The following is a 17,454-nucleotide window of genomic DNA, read 5'->3' as shown; positions in this document are numbered from 1 at the left end:
CAGGAAAATATTTATGAAGGTCAGAAAATTAAATGACACAAAGTGAGCTGGTTAATACAGATGGACCTTCAAAAAAAAAGCCCGCGACATCGAGCGGGCTCCGGGGAATTCCCGAAACAGCTACTTCCTGGGCTATAGGTATTTTTTAAAGGACGCCGTGACGATGGCCAGAACACCGCCAAGTAATAATGCTGATGGCAGCAACAGGAGATTTGGCCAGACAGCAGTCGGCCAGGCCAGATACAACATGCAGGGGCCGTAAAGTGCGGGTTTAATAAAACGTTTGGCGTGATGGTAGACAAAGCTCGATTCATATCCAGCTCCGTAACGACGCAAATCTCGACGGACCAGCCCTTCAACTATGCCGGTGATAATCACCAGGCCGAACAGCGGCAGACTCAGAAAAAGGATCATCACCCTGATGAAGAAAATCAGAGTTACCCAGAGCGTAGCTTGCAGGTACTCCCCAAGCCAGCCGATTAGTGAGTCACCGAACCGGTTTATCGTTGGGATAACTCCAGTCCCCTTCTGACCAGTTTCCCTGAATGATTGAAGCCAATGGCTGAATCCGCTATCGACAAACAACCAGTTCCAGGCGGTATGTACCCACCGCGAAATCGTCTCAACCGGCGCTGCCATCAGTAAACTCCGCGTGTACCCTTCCGACAACCAGTGGCTTTCTGCAACCATCACCCGGTAGCTGTGTGAAGCACCTTCGTCAGGCCAGAGTATGGCAATGCAGGCATATTCGATCAGCAGGCTAACCAGAAGCGACCCCAGCAGAATGCCAATTAAACTGACAGGCAAATCCCAGAGCAACATGCCGAATGGTCCGGATTGTTTCTGTCGGGATGGCGAACTGCGATTGGCAGTATCTCTGTCATGCTGAGACATTTTGCCCCCCCGAATATGCCGCATCACCGCCTGTCCACCAGGATACTCCAGTTCGGTAATTCTGCTCCATGTTGTCAGCCAGCTGCTTCAGGCTCGCGGGCATGTAAGGATCGTCGTTATCAGCCGGCAACGGCATCCTGATTTTCCACAGGCGCCCTCCTTCAAGCAGGGCAAATGCCTGCCCTTTCGGCAGGTTGATAACGTCTGAAGGGTTGAGCATCGGGACTTTAACCAGACTGACCTGGTCCTGAACGTTACTGTTAAAATCAGTACCCTCTCCCGGCCGGGATACGTCAGTGACACCCGATGTAAGGGTTTTCTGGTAGACGTCAACTTCCGGTAATTGGTCGGTCAGGAGCATGGCAGTGTTTTTTTCACGCACACGGAGCATTATCAATGAGTTGAAGTTCCCCACTACCTGATTCGCTTTAGCACTGCTGCCTATACGGGCCTCGATGTCCGAAAGAGTCTGCGTATATGCAGTCACCTGGAAGCCCGCACCACCCCCTTTGTTGATGAGAGGAATAAACTCATCACCCATTAACTCGTTAAACTCGTCACAGTGAAGATTTATCGCCACTTTCGAACTTTTTCTGCCATCCTCATCACCGAGACCGAATTTATAGATGTGTCCACCTTCGGAAACGAGATCAGCGAACATGCTGTTGCCGACTGCTGCTGCGACAACAGGGTCGGATAGTGCATCGAGGCCGATATAAACCACGCCGCGCGATTTTATAATGTTATGCCAGTCCAGGATCGGTCTCGGATCGTTCAGGTCCGTATAGTCAGGTGCCAGCAATGCGGCCGTTTTACCAGTTGTAAGCTTTTCAAGCAGCGGCAGCAGTGACGCAACAATTTTGTCGAAATACGTTCGATCATATTGCACAGCGCTACGTAGCCCATCCAGCACCGGGTCCCACAGTTTTTTTCCTTCTTCGCTGGCCAGTACCTGCTCAATAGCCCAGATATTCATGCCATTAGGCCTGCCCTGCATGTGACGCGGCAGATCCTTCTCGCTTATACCGCTACCTAACAGCGCTTCGACTGTACTCAGCAACTGTGGTGCCTTTTCACTCAGCATATTCTCAACATAGGTTTCGTACAGTTCACCTATGTTTGTCACGTAACGCAGTATGAGACCGTAATCAGGACGCTGGCCAAGTGCGACCAGCGCACGGGTAATAATATTGACAAATCGCCAGGCAAATTCCCGAAATGCAGCAGAATTGCCCTCTCCGGAGAGCTGTCCTGCAACACGTGATGCTACTTCCGAGATACGGCTGAACCGTCCAACGGCATTGTAGCGAGCGCTTATATCTGGCCATCCGAGGTGGAACACCCAGAAGTTATCCTGACGACCAGCACGGTGTGCCTCGGCATACATTCGCCTCAACAGATCGGCATCTCCTTTCGGGTCAAACACGATGACAACTTCATGCTCGCCTGCAGCGTTTTTACGGCGAATATCCTGTGTGATAAGTAACTCAGCAAGCCGGGTTTTACCGACTCGTGTGGTGCCGATAACCAGTGTATGCCCTACACGTTCTCCGAGATCATAGGTGACCGTAGTTTCATCCAGTTCCACACCATGGTAAATGGGGCTTCCTCCTACAGGAGGCAACGGGCGAAACGGGTTGAGCGCCGAATCAGTTCGTGTCAGCCTGCACAACCACGGCAAGCTGTACTCCATCTTTTTTTCCAGATCGCGTGCCAGGCGATAAATAACAGAAGGTTGTACGTAGACCTCACACTCCGGACGCCTCGCTTCCAGAAGACGCTGCGTATGGCGGGGAGACCACTGGAAGCCCTTGCCAAGGAACAAGTGCCGCTGGCTGACGGGGATCTGCTCGCTGGTCAGTACATATCGGGGCAAACGGCGAATGTTTTGGCGGTAACGGAGTATTTTCATCCCCTCAGATGTACGCTTCAGCGCCAGTACACCAAACCCCGCGGCGGTCACCCAACTGACCGATGGTGCGAGCGCGACAGCCCAGGGGGCCGTAAGGCAAATAAAGGTTGCGCTACCCGCCGCCGCAGCGGAATACAGTTCAACCGCCGGGCGAAGGAGGGATTCCATCACGTACTTGTCGCTCATATAAAAGCCCTCCCCTGGAACAGAGCAAAAGTTTTATCATTGAGTTTGAGGAATAAATGAGCAGAATCTGTGGCCTTGCGGAATACGGCTAGAAATAAATAAAAGAAAAGAAATAACCCAAACATCAGCAAAGAAATCAATACAGACCGGAATATGAAAATCCGGAAAGAAACCAAAAGCCACACCGAACCAATAAACGGTAATGTTGATGTGGAAAAATTCATCTGTATTACCTCTTTTTTAATGGCCGGAGAACATGTTCAACGGATTCACCAGACAGCAGTAGCAAAAGGGAAGACCCGCTTATGAGCAAAATTTCCGGGTAATCACTGAAATACTTAAAACTGATAAAACCTGTTCGTCCTGTGTGTACAAACAGACCTCTGCATTTTTCTTGTCGGACTAACTCACCAAACTGGCGGACATGTTCAGGACGAACAGCACTGGCAAATCGTTTAGCCTGGACAAGCCACCTTTCCTGACCAATCCAGAACTGACCATCAATACCACCATCACCGCTGTAACTCGGATTACGCCTGACCGGTATTCCTCGCCGCTCTATGGCGGTCAGAATCATCTCCTCGAAAACATAGGGATTAATCTTCCGTAAATATAAAACCTGCTGCCCCGCTTTCAGCTCAGGCAGTTTTAGCAACACCCTGTTAGCCGTCTGTCGATTACGCTGATGTCTGCGGACACGGGCACTTCTTGTATTACACCGCAGCCAAAAAGCTGTGAGTGAAATGAAAGCCAATAATATGAAAACCACTGTGGTCATTGCGCTAATCCATCAGCGGTAATCAGGACAGGGTAATGCGTCAGATTCAATCGCTTTGCCAAATCACCGCCGCGAACAGGGACCATCTCAGTACCTGGCAAGAGTCCTCTAAGCGTGTTGAGCGCACTTTCAGTCGTAACATTCACTACCATTCCTGTGGCGCCCATCCCTTTCAGTTCAGCACCACGCTGCCGCAGCCAGGCTCGGGAAATATCATCATCGCCAATCACAAAAACAGGGGGCAAACCGGGTAACTGCAGAGGGCGAGACGTCACCTTTCCGGGTGTCATTTCCGGTGTATTAACGGGCAACATATCGGAAATAGACAGCGATGACGGTGGTTCAGGCAAGGAAGAAACATCGGACAAATGCGACTCCTCACCTGAATTAATCGCCTCGAATAATGGTCTGGTTGACTCCCCGCCCAGATCCCCGACCACTGTCAGCGAAGCAAAACAACTAAACGCTGCTGTAAGCAGTGATACACAAAAGATGCCATTGAAATATTTATCGATATTTTTTTCATTGAGGTTCAACCCAGGTTAATGAGTGACTGGCCAGAGCAACCGGCCCCCCTTCAGGGACCTTAATATCAGGTGCGATCTGACTTAGCTTGCGGCGTACGATAGCCATATATTTTGCTGCCGGCTTACCACCGGCCGGGTGGTGATAACAGCCAGCAGCTTTAATCCAGCTTCCAGGCTGAGCGTCATAGCAGGCACGGAGAATTCGGGCCGCTGCACGAAGATTTGTGTAGGGATCAAAAGCATCACGAAAGGATGGGAAAAGATGCCCGTTCCACCCAAGATTGACCTGGGCTACACCGACATCGATACGCTTGAGAGGGTAGCGCTGCATAAATCCAAGAAGTGCCGCAAAGGCCTCCTCGCGGGTTTCAAAGTGGTATCCTTTCCCTGCTACATTAATAGTCCAGGGCCATGGTTTAGACCCCCATGCGGTTTTACGGGTGCTTTCGGCCATCGCCAGCGAGTAAAGCGATTCTGCCGGAACGCGCTCGGCAGCAGCAATGACCCGATAAGCCTGCGGAACTACCTGAACACTGCTATTTACATTCACGACCGCCAGGCAACCAGTGCTGACAAACCATAAACAGCAAGCCAGTTTCAGAATGCGGCAATTTGCCATCCCTCTTCTCCCTGCTGCAAAATAACTGGCATCTGACCTTGCCCATAGCGCTGCCACAAACCGCGATCATGATTTAGGGTAATTTGCCGATTACGCACTTTTTCGACTGGTATGCCATGGCTTATTGCCCATGATCTGATTTTTTCGTCGCTCACGTCATTTCCGACAAGGTAAATATCTACCGGTCTGTTGTCGGCGATAACAGCAGCAAGCCGGGCATCACAGCGTGAACATGACTCTTTGACAAATAACGCCAGTCTTCCTTGTGTGTCATGAGCGATACCCGCGGCATTCCCCATATTCACGGCCAATGTTTCAGGATAAAGACGAAGCCAGGCAGTGTTTATTTCTCGTTGAAATGCGAGTTCTTTCTCGGTACGGGCGTATTCGTGTTTTACCCACAATTCAGCCAGCCGACGGCGCTCAGATGAATTATCTGTCTCGACGCCCAGGGCAGTAAGAGGATCAAGACCAGGGGACATAATGCCTCTGGCTCCTTTCATCAACGACTGATAGCGACTCCAGTCCTCATCTGAAAGCCCCCATTGTTGACCCTGTTGCTGCGTCTGAACCTGGTTTGCTGATGATGCCTGCAGGGATGTTTGCTGACTCTGATTCGATTGAGTGGTAACTGTTGATGCCGCCACACACAGCGGCAAGGAAAGTACACCTGCCATCAAAATTCTTCTCATCTGATGCTTCATATGTCTGGTCTCTTATTGAACCTGTAAACTATGTTGGGTACCGTTCACGCTGAAAACAGCAGTACCACTGTCCTGGATAGAACGAAGCGTCCACCCCAGCATCCCGTCTCCCGGTGAAAGCAACCGCATATCTGATATTTGGGAATTTCCACGGGGGATGACGACTGCGAACATCTGCCCGCCGCGCCGCTCAATGCCGGTCAGTACAAACGGTGCTTCAACAGCTGCGCGCCTGACTGACCGCTCAGGCTTTTTTACGATCTGGCCTGTCCCGGATTTTGAAGATGTTTTGCTCTTAGTGACTGGTTGCTGGTTCTGCTTCGATTCTTTCTGAGAAGTGTTGCTTTCAGCTTTGCTCAGCCCGGCAACTCGCGATTCAACCTGTGACAACCGTGAGTGAATGTCATCAATACGTTCAGAGTGTTCGTCTATCGCGGTACGCCGCGCCAGGGCTTCTGAGGAAAGTTTGTTAATGCTTCCTGTTAATTTTGAATGTTCCCCCTGAAAATCAGCTAACTGGTTTTGTACTGATTCAAGCCCTGATGAGACAGACTCGAGCTGCTTCTCGTGTTTCCGGCTTTGAGCTTCGAGCGAAGTAACCGAACCAGACAACTGGCTCATCTGACCGCTGCGAAAAGCGGCATCCAGGGAGTTCACCCGAATACTCAGATCAGAGATTTGCTGTGCCATGATCACAATCGTGGCCACAGAACCAACAAGAGAAACAATGAGGAATCCCAGACCTCCAATCCGGACTATTTTTTTCAGGTTAATGGGAACCAACCGGCGAGCCTCTGGCTCAGCAGGCACAACTTTCGAAGAAGTAACCTCTGGATTTTCAGGTATAACTTCTTCCGGGACGACTTGACTGACTGACATTTCAAAATCCTTATAGCTGCGCAGAACAGCCATAAGGTGCAAAAAACGTCATTCTATGGCGATGATTAACTCATCTGCCATTTCTGAAGTTTTTTTCGGCGGGGAAACCAGGTCGGAGGGGATCATCTGGAAAGGCCACTATCATAATAGCGCTGTCTAAAAACGTCCTTGTTTTAGATGTGTTTGAATCCAGGGGTTCGCAAAATTTCAGAGCGGATTAATGAGCACACGAGTTGGGTCATTAGCTTTGATATTGCCTGGTGGAGGGAGTCGTTCTCCAGAACGAGCAGCAAGAGCCTGAATTCTGAGAAGCTCAAAAGAGGCTTTCTGGATAACGTCTTCCTTTGTTTGCGCTTCAAGTGAAGGATGTTCAAGATCAGAGAAGCGTAAAACAATACCGTTATTGCTGCTCTCAAGTTCAGCAGGATACGGAACAAAGATCGCCGCCAGTTTCTGCGTCTGTCGTTTACGTATATCAAGTTTACTAACCAGCTGCGTCGCACGAAGGTGGGTATAGCGTTTTAGCATCGTCAGGCTCTTGTGTCCTGATATCGCTGCAATTTCCATGACATTCAGTGTTCCGAGCTCAAAAAGACGGCTTATAGCTTCGTGTCGTAGATCATGAAAATGCAAATCGACAATGCCTAAAGCCTGTATAACTTCTCGCCAGGCGCTTTTAAACCCATTGGATGTATAACTGAAAACAGGTCCGGATAGAGGGCCGGAATACTCTCTTAATACCTTTCTTGCTTTAAACGACAACGGAACATCCCGTACGCTCCCATTTTTAGTGAGAGGTAAATGAGCGATGCCAATGTGCAGGTCGATATTCTCCCAGCGAAGTGAGAGGATCTCCCCCTGACGCATAGCCGTTTCAAGGGCCAAATGAAAAATGGCTGCCAACTCGATATTTCGTTTTGCCAGCGCCCTGCCAATCTTTCGCTCCTCCTGAGATGTCAATCTTCGGGTTCGCCCTTTGGAGGCCGGTGGTTTTCGTACATGCTCAACAGGGTTATGAGTACATGTTCCCCATTCAATTCGAGCAAGGTTATAAAGGGCAGATAGCAACGCAAGTTCAAGTCGGACACTTGCAGGGCTATTAGTTCGCCCCGTTTTACTACTTACTTCAGAGAGTCGCTGATCACGGTATTCTGCAATATCAACCGAAGTAATCTCATGCATGTATCGCCTGGCAAGAGCTGAACGCTTTATAACATTTATCCGATAAAACTCCTGCAGATGGCCCCGCTTTTGCACAGATGCACAACCGTAATATTTATCAAGAGCTACACCCAGCTCCATTTTCTTAATTCGCTGTCTGAGTTGCATCGCATATTCCTAAAAAGATTAGAAATATATCACATACCACTGTCAATCCGGTGTGTGGATTAGCCCAGGAAAAGGACGGTCAGGATATTACTGTAGAAGGACTTCCTTCGATAAAGGACGTTCAGATGATTACGTAGGTTATACCCCTCGCACCGATGACAATTGCCCTGTTATTAATCCAGGTCAAACACCAAACGGATATTGCAGTTGTATGAAAATCATACTCGACTACTGAACTGTCAATCCGGTGTGTGGGTATCTGGCGGAAACTACAGCGGGAATTATTCTTCACTTGGCTCATTTGTGTCAGCTTACACAGCTATCAATACCACCGGTAAGCCCATGACAGTATATGCATCTGGGGGAGTATCCACAGTGAACCGGCACGTCGAGGATGGTGACAATTGCAGAAACACATGGGCTTTGTCAGGTAGTGTTGATGGGCGCGTTATCACCGCCGCGGGTACAGCTAATTCAAGCTGGAGTAAGTCGGGTACGATTAATTTTATCGTACCGGCAGGCTCTTCCTTCACTGTTATGTCTAGCCCGTTACCCTCTTATGGATGCTCTCCAGGGAGTTTTAGCCTTGCTATATACTCATAATCTATGGGAGCTATACCGTCAGAATCGTACTGAAGAAATGCGCAGTAGACTGATATTCCATCCGGCGTGTAGTCAGGCACATCAAAGCCCTTGAGTTCACTACACACAGGATTTGGCGTCTAATTAGTGGCGCAGTTTGCTATAGCCTGGAAGCACGCTGCACCTTTTGAATTGTTCGGTAAGACGATGTAGAACCGGTCATTTACAGGATCAAGAGCCATGGAATCGGGTGAGTTATGATTGGAACCATCAGACCAACTTTTTAAAGTGTAAGAACCACCTATAGCCACTGTACCGGACGGACAATAAGCAGACGCAACCGCTTTATTGGCACAGGTGGTTTCGCCAAAAACGGTTTGCATTTTGATTTTTGATGCGGCTGCCCACACACCGGATTGACAGTCAAATTCCGGCACCAGGTAGATTTAAGCAAGTGACAGTGATTGTCCCTCCTGATTCGTAATCACCCCATCGCGTATTGGTAACAAACCAGCGATTTGAACTATCTGCATATACCTTCTGAAATCCACCAAAAGGTGAACCATTTAAGTTCGTCCATGAGCAATAAGCATGGATTCCAATATCACTGTTAGTGACATTTTTCCCCACATCGAAAGCCTGTATCGAGAACTTGTTTTGGAATGATTTCCACACACCGGATTGACAGTCAAATTCCCGCCCCCGGAAGGTTAAGACAAGTAACCGAAACCGAAGAGCCAGTTTGGTATCCATTATAAGGGGTATTGGTGACTCTCCAGCCATTGTTCCCGTCGCTATAGACCTTTTGAGTTCCTCCCAACGGGGCGCTGAAAAGATATGTCCAGGAGCAGTACGCATGTATTCCGATATACTGATCAATAACATTTTGTCCGATGTTATAGGCCTGTGTGGTGAACTTGACTTGGCCCGATCTCCACACACCGGATTGACAGGTTTATTTAATTGCTAATGCACGCCACGCAATGTTGTTGCTGCGGCTTGAATCTTTGTTTTTTACGCAAACGCGAAATTGGCTTCCATTTATGACTGTAAAGTAAGCAGAGGTTACTCCAGCATTAGCCAGAGAACTAAGATCAGATACACTTCCTGTAAGCGATAGAACCTGGCTTACCAGTACCGGAAATCCGCTGTTGACACAGCTATCGTCGCCAATACCGTATATGGTTCCGAACATTTCTACATGTGATCCATAGTCAATATATCCTGGGTAAACAGTAGAAATTTCATTTCCTTGCCACACACCGGATTGACAGTTAGCTAAATGGGCAGCAAAACGCATCGACATGCTCATCATCAACATAGGATGGAATCTGAAACCAACGGACAGATTGAACTATCCATCCCGCAGGGCATGAAGCCGTTTTATAACCGCCAATGTTATCATTGGCATTTGGAGCGGAAACCCATTTACAGGAAGAATTATTGATTTTTCCAGCTCCAGTCCACGCACCGGATTGACAGTCAGTTGTCAGAAACACACGGCAACGCAATTTGCTTGCCCATTACCAACCTTTGGAGCCGACAACGTCCATGTGCCATTTGCGTTTCTAACCAAAACGCACGCTCGGTAATTGTTGTAATCGAATCGCGCCTGAGACAATGCACAATATTTATGTTGCCCAATATTACGTGATTGACCGGAGCTGATATCAGGAGAGAAGAACAAATCACCGATTTCAGCATTGCCTTGCCACACACCGGATTGACAGGAAAGTATGGCTCCAGTGGCGTCGCGGCTTACAAGGCCGTTTGGTGAACAAACTGCGCCAGCAGTATTGACTCCGTCGAGCTGCAAAACTTCTCCTGTAGAAAGTCTTCCATCAGCCCGCACACTTCCACCACGAACCTGACCGCTTGTATAAATATTCTTATTATTTATGACTCTAACCCAGTCATTATCTGACATATAAAAACCGCCGCCATACGTTTCATTTAGCCATCCCTTACTCCCTCGAGTTATGAACCAGCCATTATTTGAACGTATGTCGTTGTTAGCCGTTATTGTATTTCCTGCGGTGACGTTTGAACCGGCAGTAACATTCTGTCCTGTAACAGTTCCATTCGCAGTTATATTTCCAGTGGCCGCCACATCGCCACTGAAATTACCCGTTACGGCATTAATCGTGCCTGCGTTATTAAGATTGTTACCTCCCATATCAATACTGGTATGCATCGTGTTGAGGTCTGGCTTGCCGGTTACCGAAAAACGATAAAGGCGATCATTTTCACCGCGAGCAGCGCCCAGTTCATCTGTGGTCAGTAAAGCCGCAATATGTCCCTGAGTTGTACTTATCCCAAACTGTGAAAGAGGAATAGTCCAGCTGCCCATAGCGCCGGTAGCAGTTCCTGATGTCCATATATAGCCGCCCATACCAGAGGTGATATCCATTGATATCTGGCGCAGTGCGAGAAAAGGCAGTGCCGCGCCGTTTTGAGTGTAAACCAGTGCCTGCAGCTGATCTGTATTAGTGGCATTACGAACAACAGCAGCCAGGTAAGCCTGTCCGTCTACTGTCGTCTCGCTGAACCCCTGCTCCAGAAATCCGGTGTTTTTCAGCATAGCGGGTGTAACCGTAACCGGGGTCGTGGTGGTGGCACTTGAAAGCAAAGTATCGTAATAACGGCCAGTGTAGCTCTTCACAGCTTGTGTGAAGCGAGATACCTGTGACGCGGTATTCAGCCAGGTCCGTTTTTGCATCCAGTCACTGATAAGGGTAAAGCCCCAGACGCTGACCACCAGGAGAATAATCAATGAAGCACCAGTGCTGAGGATAGCCCAGCCCCGGTCAGTCGTTTTATATGTGAACACAGGCATCACCATGTAATAAGCGGTTGATACAATTTAAACAGGGTCACAGAAATCGCGCCGGCGCACAGCCAGGGTCCCATCGGCCCTCCTTCAGTTATGCGACGAACAGATATCTGCCAGAGCACAAAGAGCACCACGCCGATCAGCAGAGCATAAAGCCCCTCTCGCCCTCCCAACCAGGCCGCAATAGCACCGGCCAACCAGACATCGCCAAGCCCCAGACACTCACGGGCATGAATCCTAAAGGTGACATAACGCCAGACGCCAAAAATCACCAGCGCAGTGGTAGCTGTGAGGAAGTGCCCTATAAAGCCGGGAGCGATAAGAGCGGAAACAAGACCGGCAATAAGACACCTTATCGTCAATTCTCGGGGCAGAAATCCTGTGAACGCATCGGTAAGCGTCAACCTGAAAAGAAAGAGGCAGAACAACAGAGACATCAGTCGCTCCAGTAGCGGCACAGGGGACAGCATCATGCCAGTTGCCGCTGTAGCGTAAAGCCAGATGAAGCCGGTGGATGCAGGGGCGAAAAAAACAGCAAACCATTCCTGATCATCATCCAATATCATCAGGCTGAGACGAACCAGGCTCCTCATAAAACTGAATAAGCTGAGGCATAGAGGAAAAATGATAATGACAGTTGGCCAGGGCATACTCAGCGTCAGCAGTGTCACAGTTTTATTCCCCGTTCATTAAGTAAAAGCCGACGATAAATGGCATAAATCCGGTTGGCATAGGACTCGCGAGTTTCATGCCGGTCCTTACGAAAACCTGCGTTATAAGAGCCAAGACAGTTCCAGCTTATGCCGCATACCTGAAAATGCTTCGCCAGTATCCAGGTACCTATCTGAACGTTGAGGCACGGACGGTTCAGGAGGTCCTGTGAGCTGCGAATGTAACCCTGCGCTATCAGCGAAGCGATATGCGATGAATTGACCTGCATCAGTCCATAATCGGTACTGAGTGCCTGCCCGGTCTTTTTGTCACGATTAATATTTGTGACATCCGGTCGCAGGCTGCTTTCACCTATGGCTATTGCCTTAACCAGTAGCGGGTCAATGTGGTATTTAGCGCCCGCCGATTCAAAGCAGAATGCATCCACCCGTGGGCAAACCAAAATCAGCAGCAGAAAAGCGGACAGGCGCAGCATGTCATCAGCCGTTATGGGTGAAGACCAGTGTATTGTTACCTGTCATTCCGCTGTCTGATGAGCAGGTTTTGCCTGCCTCTTCTGCACTGACCAGACCGTCACTGTAATCAGTACTGTTAATGGTGATAGCACTGAATGCTCCACCGGAACCGAGCTGTGTAGTGATAGAGATGCAGTCTGCCTGCGGAACTTTCTGCGTTGTAACTGAAAATCCATTGTTAAATCCATTCGATGCCACAGGAGCCAGAACGACCTGACCACCATAACCGTTCCACATCGTAGCGGTACCGGAACTGGCTGTTCCCTGGATAGTCCAGCCAGCCTTTGGTGCGCCCCCCTGCTGGATAAGCGTTCCCGTCATAGTTGTACCGCTCGTAAAGTTATATCCCCCCTGCGCCTGCTTAAGCGACTGCGCGTTTGTCACGACGGTCTGGAGATTTGAAACCTCAACGGCAACGGACTTTTTCCCCCAAAGACTCCAGACCAGAGCACCAACCAGAGCCAGTACGATAATCGTCCCGATCGCAATGGTACCGTGTTCAAGAATGCCCCAGCCCCGGTCAGGCTGATGTTGGCGATGTGGTAATGTCTGAGCTGACATGGCGGTTCCTTAATGTAAGTTGAAAGTGTTCATGTCCTGAATCTGCATCACCATCATCAGGATGAGTAAGAAGAAACTCATAATCAGAACGAGAGAAAAGAGTTTGGTGGCATTCGCCCGACGCGCGACGCGCGCGAGCGCCTGCTCCAGCCAGCGGTCCGCATAATTGGTGATGAGCGAAGCAGCACCATCCCCCTTATCCAGAAGAGAGAGATAGTTCACAGCCTCACGGCTCGGAAAATCATATCCGCTGTTACGCAGAGCTCTGCCAAGTGAATCGCCTTCACTCATGCACTCCATCGCGGCCTCGATGCGTTCCTGCAGCCAGGGCGGTGCAAAACCGTTAAGGATCTGCAAAGCTTTGAGTTCCTGGACACCCGAACCAAGAAGCGCGCCAATATTCATAAGAAATACAGCTCCCTGCAGGTCTTTATAAACAGACCATGGTAGTAACCAGTCAGCACAGCCCCTGAGACGGCCGCGCCAGCGGGGCAGCGACCAGAAAGACAGCAGCACAAGCCCTGCGGCTGTAGCGGCAGAAGCAACACCCCACTCGGAACTCCACTTCGCTACTCCATTCATAAACCCGAGTGCACCGGTCCAGCGAGCTGGATCGGACATTTTGCTCATGGTGGGAACAAGTGCGAGATTGTTGGCCAGTAGTAGCCCCGTACTCAGGATGGCAAGCGCGGCAGGAAATACTGAGGCAAAAATTACCTGCCCAAGAATTCGCCGACGGGCAACAATCAACTTATCAGCCTGCATCAGCGCGGCAGGAATATTACCGGTTTCCATCCCGGCGCTGATAAGCGCGGCCTCTTCGTAAGGTGCCCAGGCAGCCAGAACATCCTGCAGCGCGCGGCCAGGACGGTTGTCGTTCACACCCTCGATGCAGTCCTGAACAAGTTCATAATAAGGATGCCAGCGCCTGCCAAAATCAGTATGTACATCGCCGATCATGGTCAGCGCGTCTTTCAGGGCCTTACGGTTTTCAAGAAGAAAGCGCAGCGTTTCGTAAAATGGCTGGCGGTATTTCCCAGTAAAAGTGGCTCTGACAAGCCGGTAGCGAATCCTTTCAGGGAACGACATTTCCCGGGATGGATAAAAATGGCTGTCACTTTCCATCAGGCACCTCACAATCCATGATGTCATCCTCATCCAGCGGACAGATGAGATCGCCTTCCAGCGGATCAACAAGACCCTCTGCCAGATAACGCAACAGATGCATGCGGCGAGTAATCCCACCCTGGTTTACCCAGTACTTTCTGGCAACTGAAGGCCCATGTGAAAGCCAAAGTTGCATCAGGCGAGCATCTGTCCGGACAACTTCGGCAATAGCTGTTCGCCCTGTAACGCCACGACTGATAATGCGTCCGGTCAGTGGTACCGTTTTCCGGCAGTGTTCACATCCCTCATAGTTGCGGAAGAAGAGATTTTTCGGTTCGCACAAGCCCGCGACAGAACAATATTTTTCGAGACGCGCGCGGGTTTCTTCATCAAGCTCAGGGACTTTGACTTCCCACGGTACCCGGCAGTGTTCACACAACAGCGGCACCAGACGCTGGCCAATCAGGCCAGTGATGAGTGCAGCATCCGCCAGAAGGTGGCGATCAATACCGAAATGCTCCATACGACGCAGGGAGCCGATAGGGCTCTGGGTGTGCAGGGTCGACAGCACCAGGTGGCCGGTTTCACTGGCGAAAATGGCGGCGAGAAGGGAATACAGGTCACGGATCTCACCGTTCAGGATGGCATCCGGATCGAGACGAAGTGCAGAGGCGTTTCCGTTACTCCAGGCGCGGCTGATGGCCTCCGGTGAATTGTCTTCCGGCATAACGGGGGTCTGAATACCACCCGGAATACGCCCCTCGGGCGGGTTTTCCAGCGTGAGCAGGCGCTTTTTACCGCCGGTCAGTTTCAGCCAGATATCACTGAACACGCGCAACGTGGCGCTCTTCCCTGAACCAGTAGGCCCGGTCAGCAGCGTCATGCCTTCCGGCATACGCAGGATCTGCAGGATGAGCTTAATCTGCTCAGGCAAAAAACCCAGTTGCGGCAGCGTCGGTATATTGTCCCCGTCATCCGGGATCAGACGCATGACCACTATCAGCCCATCCGGAGTAGGACGGTGTTCGTAGCGGGCGCCATAGAGGCCGGCGCGGCGGGCGAACTTTGCATCGATGCGCCCTGACTGCTCACGACCGGCAAAGAATGACTGCTCGCGCACGTCGCACATGGAAAGATAAGATGTGGAGGCCAGCGTCATACCCTCCACATCTTTCACTTCATCCACCACCTCCAGCTCGCCGTGAATACGCAACTGAACGATGCAAATCTTGCGATCACCGCTTATTTCCATATGAATATCAGAGGCATTAAAGTCGTTACCCAGCCTCATATAGCTGATGACCTTATCCTGCGACACACTGACGTCACGGTTACTTAGATCCGCCTCGCTCACACCCTGGTTAAGCCCACGGCCCTGACGTTCTGCCACTTCACGCCGCCGGTTCAGTTCGCTGAGTGTAACAAACTCAGTTTTTGCATCAGCCCATGTCCGGGTGACATCCATAACCCAGCGCTGTATGCCAGGGTCTTTTCGCCGGTTGCCGTCGATGAGTAGCGTAACCCCTCCAGACGGATGCTGCTCGGCAAAGACAAAATCCATGATTTCTTTATCAGAAGACATCATCACCTCAAAATGAAAGTTCAGAATTGTCGCTGAGGCGTACGATCGTGGAGGTAACCTCCGTGACCCGCTTTGAGGTTCCGGGAAGCTGATCGCCTTTTGCTACTTCTGTGACTCCGCCATCCGGCAGAACAATGCGTGCACGCAACTGCGAGCCACGGCCGTAAATCTCCTGAAGGCGCACACCACCGGTCCGCTTTTCACCGACTGCACTGGCAGTCTGTTGTGAAGGAGCTGGCTGCGCCATAAGCGGCATGGCAGGCTGGGCGGCAGTAGACAGATAATTCCTGTCAGTACTCTGTCCGGACTGGCTTTCACGCAGCTGCTGCTCCAGACGCGCCGTCTGCACTTTCTGCTCCAGAATGAGGTTGCGCGCCTGAGCTGCTTCAAGTTCGCCAAGCGTAACGTTCGGCGGAAGCGCATCACTGGTTACGGTTGCCACTGCCTGCCCGCAGAACAGAGCGGACAGCAGCAGGCCCGTTCCCGCGGGATTAATTCTGCGCATAAATGCTCCCCTTCATGGTGTAGTCGAACTGCCCCTGCGGGCTCATGGTGATTGACACGCTGTTCAGGCGGAGCCCGGTCGCATCAAAATCCTGCAGCAGACGTTCAGGCTGCAAACGCGAGCTGACAGTAAAAGTGAATTCGCGCCAGTCCTGTACGGGCATGGTTTTCTCTTGTCCTGGCGCGACCGCTGGCGGTTTCACTTCACTGAACTTGACTTCCAGGTTGCGGCGCTGCAGGTGCGAAATGAAACGTATCAGTTGGGCATCCGCGCCAGGCAAGGCCTCGTCGGTATACTCACTTACGCTGTATTTCCGGAAGGGAATGAATACGTCGCCGTTTTTACCTCCTTCCTGAAGGTTGAAAACAGCAGAATGCCCAAGAAGCACCCTTGCGCGGTGGGAGAAATCCTCCACCGTCGCACCAGGTGTGGCGAGGTAACGCAAGCGCAGGCCTTCAGGGACACATTCACCGTCCGTAAAGCGCCAGCCAGCCACCGAGGCGAAAAGTGGTTCGCGTGTCAGCCAGCAATTACCAAGTAAAAGCGAAACTGGTGGCTGAGAGGCCCACGGATGCGGCGCTCGGGCTGGCGCAGCTGGCTTATCAGCAGACATCGCCATTCGGGCGCGAAACTCTGCCATTGCAGCAGCCTGTTCCGCTTTTTGCTGAACGTCGTCGTACCAGTAAATTCCTGCTGCTGCCACGAGTGTAATAAGCGCAGCAGGCATAATGAGAGACATCGTCGTCAGGCGCTTACCCAGGCGGCAACGCTTCAGTTGCGAACGGTTCAGCCTGTCAGTGAGCGAGGTTGCATCACAATTATCATCTGCGGTTGCAGCACAGCGCAGACCCGGTGTATCAGCATCGTTAAAACGCAGGAAGTTTTCTGCTGCTGATTCTATCTTCGCGCGTGAACCGGTCACATCACCCATGACAGAAAGTTGCCCACCGCTGGCTGCAAAGAAAACCCAGAGATCTTCGTTGTGGCTGAGACGGTATATCCCCCATGTATTTCCCCCTTCAGACAGCAGGAATGCTACTGCAAGAGAGTAAGGGCTCCGTCGCACACGCCCGGGGGAAACGACCCCCATCATTGATGCGTTACGCCTGCCGGCAACTACTACATGCGTGTCAGGTGAGGCTTTTCCCCGGAATCGCGTTAACAGTGCGCTCCGCTGCTGCTCCCAATGAAGTCCTGCCATCCAGTCGCGACGGTGGTGGGTGACTCGAATGCCGCTACGGAGTGAAGATTTTTTCTTTGATGACATGG

General features: G+C 50.9%; 17 protein-coding genes. All 17 read right to left on the bottom strand.

Features of this window, described 5'->3' with window-relative positions; all coding sequences use genetic code 11:
- Window positions 1-132: 132 nt before the first annotated feature.
- The 17 genes from F384_RS25505 to pilO2 all read right to left on the bottom strand — a co-directional run bounded on the left by F384_RS25505 (window position 133) and on the right by pilO2 (window position 17,452).
- A complete protein-coding gene (locus F384_RS25505) occupies window positions 133-894 on the bottom strand; it encodes a TIGR03747 family integrating conjugative element membrane protein (RefSeq protein ID WP_024132198.1) in 762 nt (253 codons plus the stop codon).
- Window positions 881-2,992: a type IV conjugative transfer system coupling protein TraD gene (traD, locus tag F384_RS25500; RefSeq protein WP_046497134.1), complete on the bottom strand. Its 2,112-nt coding sequence runs from the start codon at window positions 2,990-2,992 to the stop codon at window positions 881-883. Before traD ends, F384_RS25505 begins: the two co-directional genes overlap by 14 nt.
- Before the next feature lie 229 nt (window positions 2,993-3,221).
- Window positions 3,222-3,770 (bottom strand): restriction endonuclease, encoded by a 549-nt coding sequence (locus F384_RS25490; RefSeq protein ID WP_032676577.1) that lies wholly within the window; start codon window positions 3,768-3,770, stop codon window positions 3,222-3,224.
- Window positions 3,767-4,306: an integrating conjugative element protein gene (locus F384_RS25485; protein ID WP_052746989.1), complete on the bottom strand. Its 540-nt coding sequence runs from the start codon at window positions 4,304-4,306 to the stop codon at window positions 3,767-3,769. Before F384_RS25485 ends, F384_RS25490 begins: the two co-directional genes overlap by 4 nt.
- Entirely contained in the window at window positions 4,293-4,916 is a 624-nt protein-coding gene (locus F384_RS25480; RefSeq protein ID WP_032676575.1) for a transglycosylase SLT domain-containing protein, read from the bottom strand. Before F384_RS25480 ends, F384_RS25485 begins: the two co-directional genes overlap by 14 nt.
- Entirely contained in the window at window positions 4,895-5,608 is a 714-nt protein-coding gene (locus F384_RS25475; protein WP_032676698.1) for a TIGR03759 family integrating conjugative element protein, read from the bottom strand. Before F384_RS25475 ends, F384_RS25480 begins: the two co-directional genes overlap by 22 nt.
- Window positions 5,609-5,632: 24 nt before the next feature.
- Window positions 5,633-6,499: a hypothetical protein gene (locus F384_RS25470; RefSeq protein WP_046497129.1), complete on the bottom strand. Its 867-nt coding sequence runs from the start codon at window positions 6,497-6,499 to the stop codon at window positions 5,633-5,635.
- 207 nt (window positions 6,500-6,706) lie between these two features.
- The gene (locus tag F384_RS25465) at window positions 6,707-7,828 is read right to left on the bottom strand and encodes a site-specific integrase (protein ID WP_046497123.1); all 1,122 of its coding nucleotides are present in this window, start codon (window positions 7,826-7,828) and stop codon (window positions 6,707-6,709) included.
- A gap of 1,537 nt (window positions 7,829-9,365) precedes the next feature.
- The gene (locus F384_RS30060; RefSeq protein ID WP_155404034.1) at window positions 9,366-9,731 is read right to left on the bottom strand and encodes a hypothetical protein; all 366 of its coding nucleotides are present in this window, start codon (window positions 9,729-9,731) and stop codon (window positions 9,366-9,368) included.
- A 168-nt stretch (window positions 9,732-9,899) separates the two neighbouring features.
- The gene (gene pilV / locus F384_RS25460) at window positions 9,900-11,246 is read right to left on the bottom strand and encodes a shufflon system plasmid conjugative transfer pilus tip adhesin PilV (protein ID WP_077267757.1); all 1,347 of its coding nucleotides are present in this window, start codon (window positions 11,244-11,246) and stop codon (window positions 9,900-9,902) included.
- Window positions 11,246-11,914, bottom strand: a complete 669-nt coding sequence (locus tag F384_RS25455) for an A24 family peptidase (protein WP_000173819.1) — start codon at window positions 11,912-11,914, stop codon at window positions 11,246-11,248. The genes pilV and F384_RS25455 overlap by 1 nt, the downstream gene beginning before the upstream one ends.
- Window positions 11,911-12,390 (bottom strand): lytic transglycosylase domain-containing protein, encoded by a 480-nt coding sequence (locus tag F384_RS25450; RefSeq protein WP_032676569.1) that lies wholly within the window; start codon window positions 12,388-12,390, stop codon window positions 11,911-11,913. The genes F384_RS25455 and F384_RS25450 overlap by 4 nt, the downstream gene beginning before the upstream one ends.
- Window positions 12,391-12,394: 4 nt before the next feature.
- Complete coding sequence (locus F384_RS25445) at window positions 12,395-12,991, bottom strand: type 4 pilus major pilin (protein WP_038162015.1); 597 nt, start codon at window positions 12,989-12,991, stop codon at window positions 12,395-12,397.
- Window positions 12,992-13,000: 9 nt separating this feature from the next.
- Window positions 13,001-14,116 (bottom strand): type II secretion system F family protein, encoded by a 1,116-nt coding sequence (locus F384_RS25440; protein ID WP_046497112.1) that lies wholly within the window; start codon window positions 14,114-14,116, stop codon window positions 13,001-13,003.
- Entirely contained in the window at window positions 14,106-15,680 is a 1,575-nt protein-coding gene (locus F384_RS25435) for a GspE/PulE family protein (RefSeq protein WP_046497107.1), read from the bottom strand. The genes F384_RS25440 and F384_RS25435 overlap by 11 nt, the downstream gene beginning before the upstream one ends.
- A 7-nt stretch (window positions 15,681-15,687) precedes the next feature.
- Entirely contained in the window at window positions 15,688-16,185 is a 498-nt protein-coding gene (gene pilP, locus F384_RS25430; RefSeq protein WP_001252747.1) for a type IV pilus biogenesis protein PilP, read from the bottom strand.
- Entirely contained in the window at window positions 16,172-17,452 is a 1,281-nt protein-coding gene (gene pilO2 / locus F384_RS25425; protein ID WP_181899699.1) for a type 4b pilus protein PilO2, read from the bottom strand. Before pilO2 ends, pilP begins: the two co-directional genes overlap by 14 nt.
- Window positions 17,453-17,454: the final 2 nt, after the last annotated feature.

The sequence above is a fragment of the Citrobacter amalonaticus Y19 genome (assembly GCF_000981805.1).
GTDB classification, from domain to species: Bacteria; Pseudomonadota; Gammaproteobacteria; order Enterobacterales; family Enterobacteriaceae; genus Citrobacter_A; species Citrobacter_A amalonaticus_C.
This window is presented reverse-complemented; position numbering and strand designations above follow the sequence as displayed.

Bases quoted from the DNA above. Each gene is read 5' to 3' on its own strand.
- F384_RS25475 (WP_032676698.1), bottom strand. From the start codon at position 5,608: ATGAGAAGAATTTTGATGGCAGGTGTACTTTCCTTGCCGCTGTGTGTG.
- F384_RS25435 (WP_046497107.1), bottom strand. From the start codon at position 15,680: ATGTCTTCTGATAAAGAAATCATGGATTTTGTCTTTGCCGAGCAGCAT.
- F384_RS25450 (WP_032676569.1), bottom strand. From the start codon at position 12,390: ATGCTGCGCCTGTCCGCTTTTCTGCTGCTGATTTTGGTTTGCCCACGG.
- F384_RS25505 (WP_024132198.1), bottom strand. From the start codon at position 894: ATGTCTCAGCATGACAGAGATACTGCCAATCGCAGTTCGCCATCCCGA.
- pilV (WP_077267757.1), bottom strand. From the start codon at position 11,246: ATGCCTGTGTTCACATATAAAACGACTGACCGGGGCTGGGCTATCCTC.
- F384_RS25490 (WP_032676577.1), bottom strand. From the start codon at position 3,770: ATGACCACAGTGGTTTTCATATTATTGGCTTTCATTTCACTCACAGCT.
- F384_RS25465 (WP_046497123.1), bottom strand. From the start codon at position 7,828: ATGCAACTCAGACAGCGAATTAAGAAAATGGAGCTGGGTGTAGCTCTT.
- traD (WP_046497134.1), bottom strand. From the start codon at position 2,992: ATGAGCGACAAGTACGTGATGGAATCCCTCCTTCGCCCGGCGGTTGAA.
- F384_RS25445 (WP_038162015.1), bottom strand. From the start codon at position 12,991: ATGTCAGCTCAGACATTACCACATCGCCAACATCAGCCTGACCGGGGC.
- F384_RS30060 (WP_155404034.1), bottom strand. From the start codon at position 9,731: ATGTTGATGATGAGCATGTCGATGCGTTTTGCTGCCCATTTAGCTAAC.
- pilP (WP_001252747.1), bottom strand. From the start codon at position 16,185: ATGCGCAGAATTAATCCCGCGGGAACGGGCCTGCTGCTGTCCGCTCTG.
- F384_RS25470 (WP_046497129.1), bottom strand. From the start codon at position 6,499: ATGTCAGTCAGTCAAGTCGTCCCGGAAGAAGTTATACCTGAAAATCCA.
- F384_RS25480 (WP_032676575.1), bottom strand. From the start codon at position 4,916: ATGGCAAATTGCCGCATTCTGAAACTGGCTTGCTGTTTATGGTTTGTC.
- pilO2 (WP_181899699.1), bottom strand. From the start codon at position 17,452: ATGTCATCAAAGAAAAAATCTTCACTCCGTAGCGGCATTCGAGTCACC.
- F384_RS25440 (WP_046497112.1), bottom strand. From the start codon at position 14,116: ATGGAAAGTGACAGCCATTTTTATCCATCCCGGGAAATGTCGTTCCCT.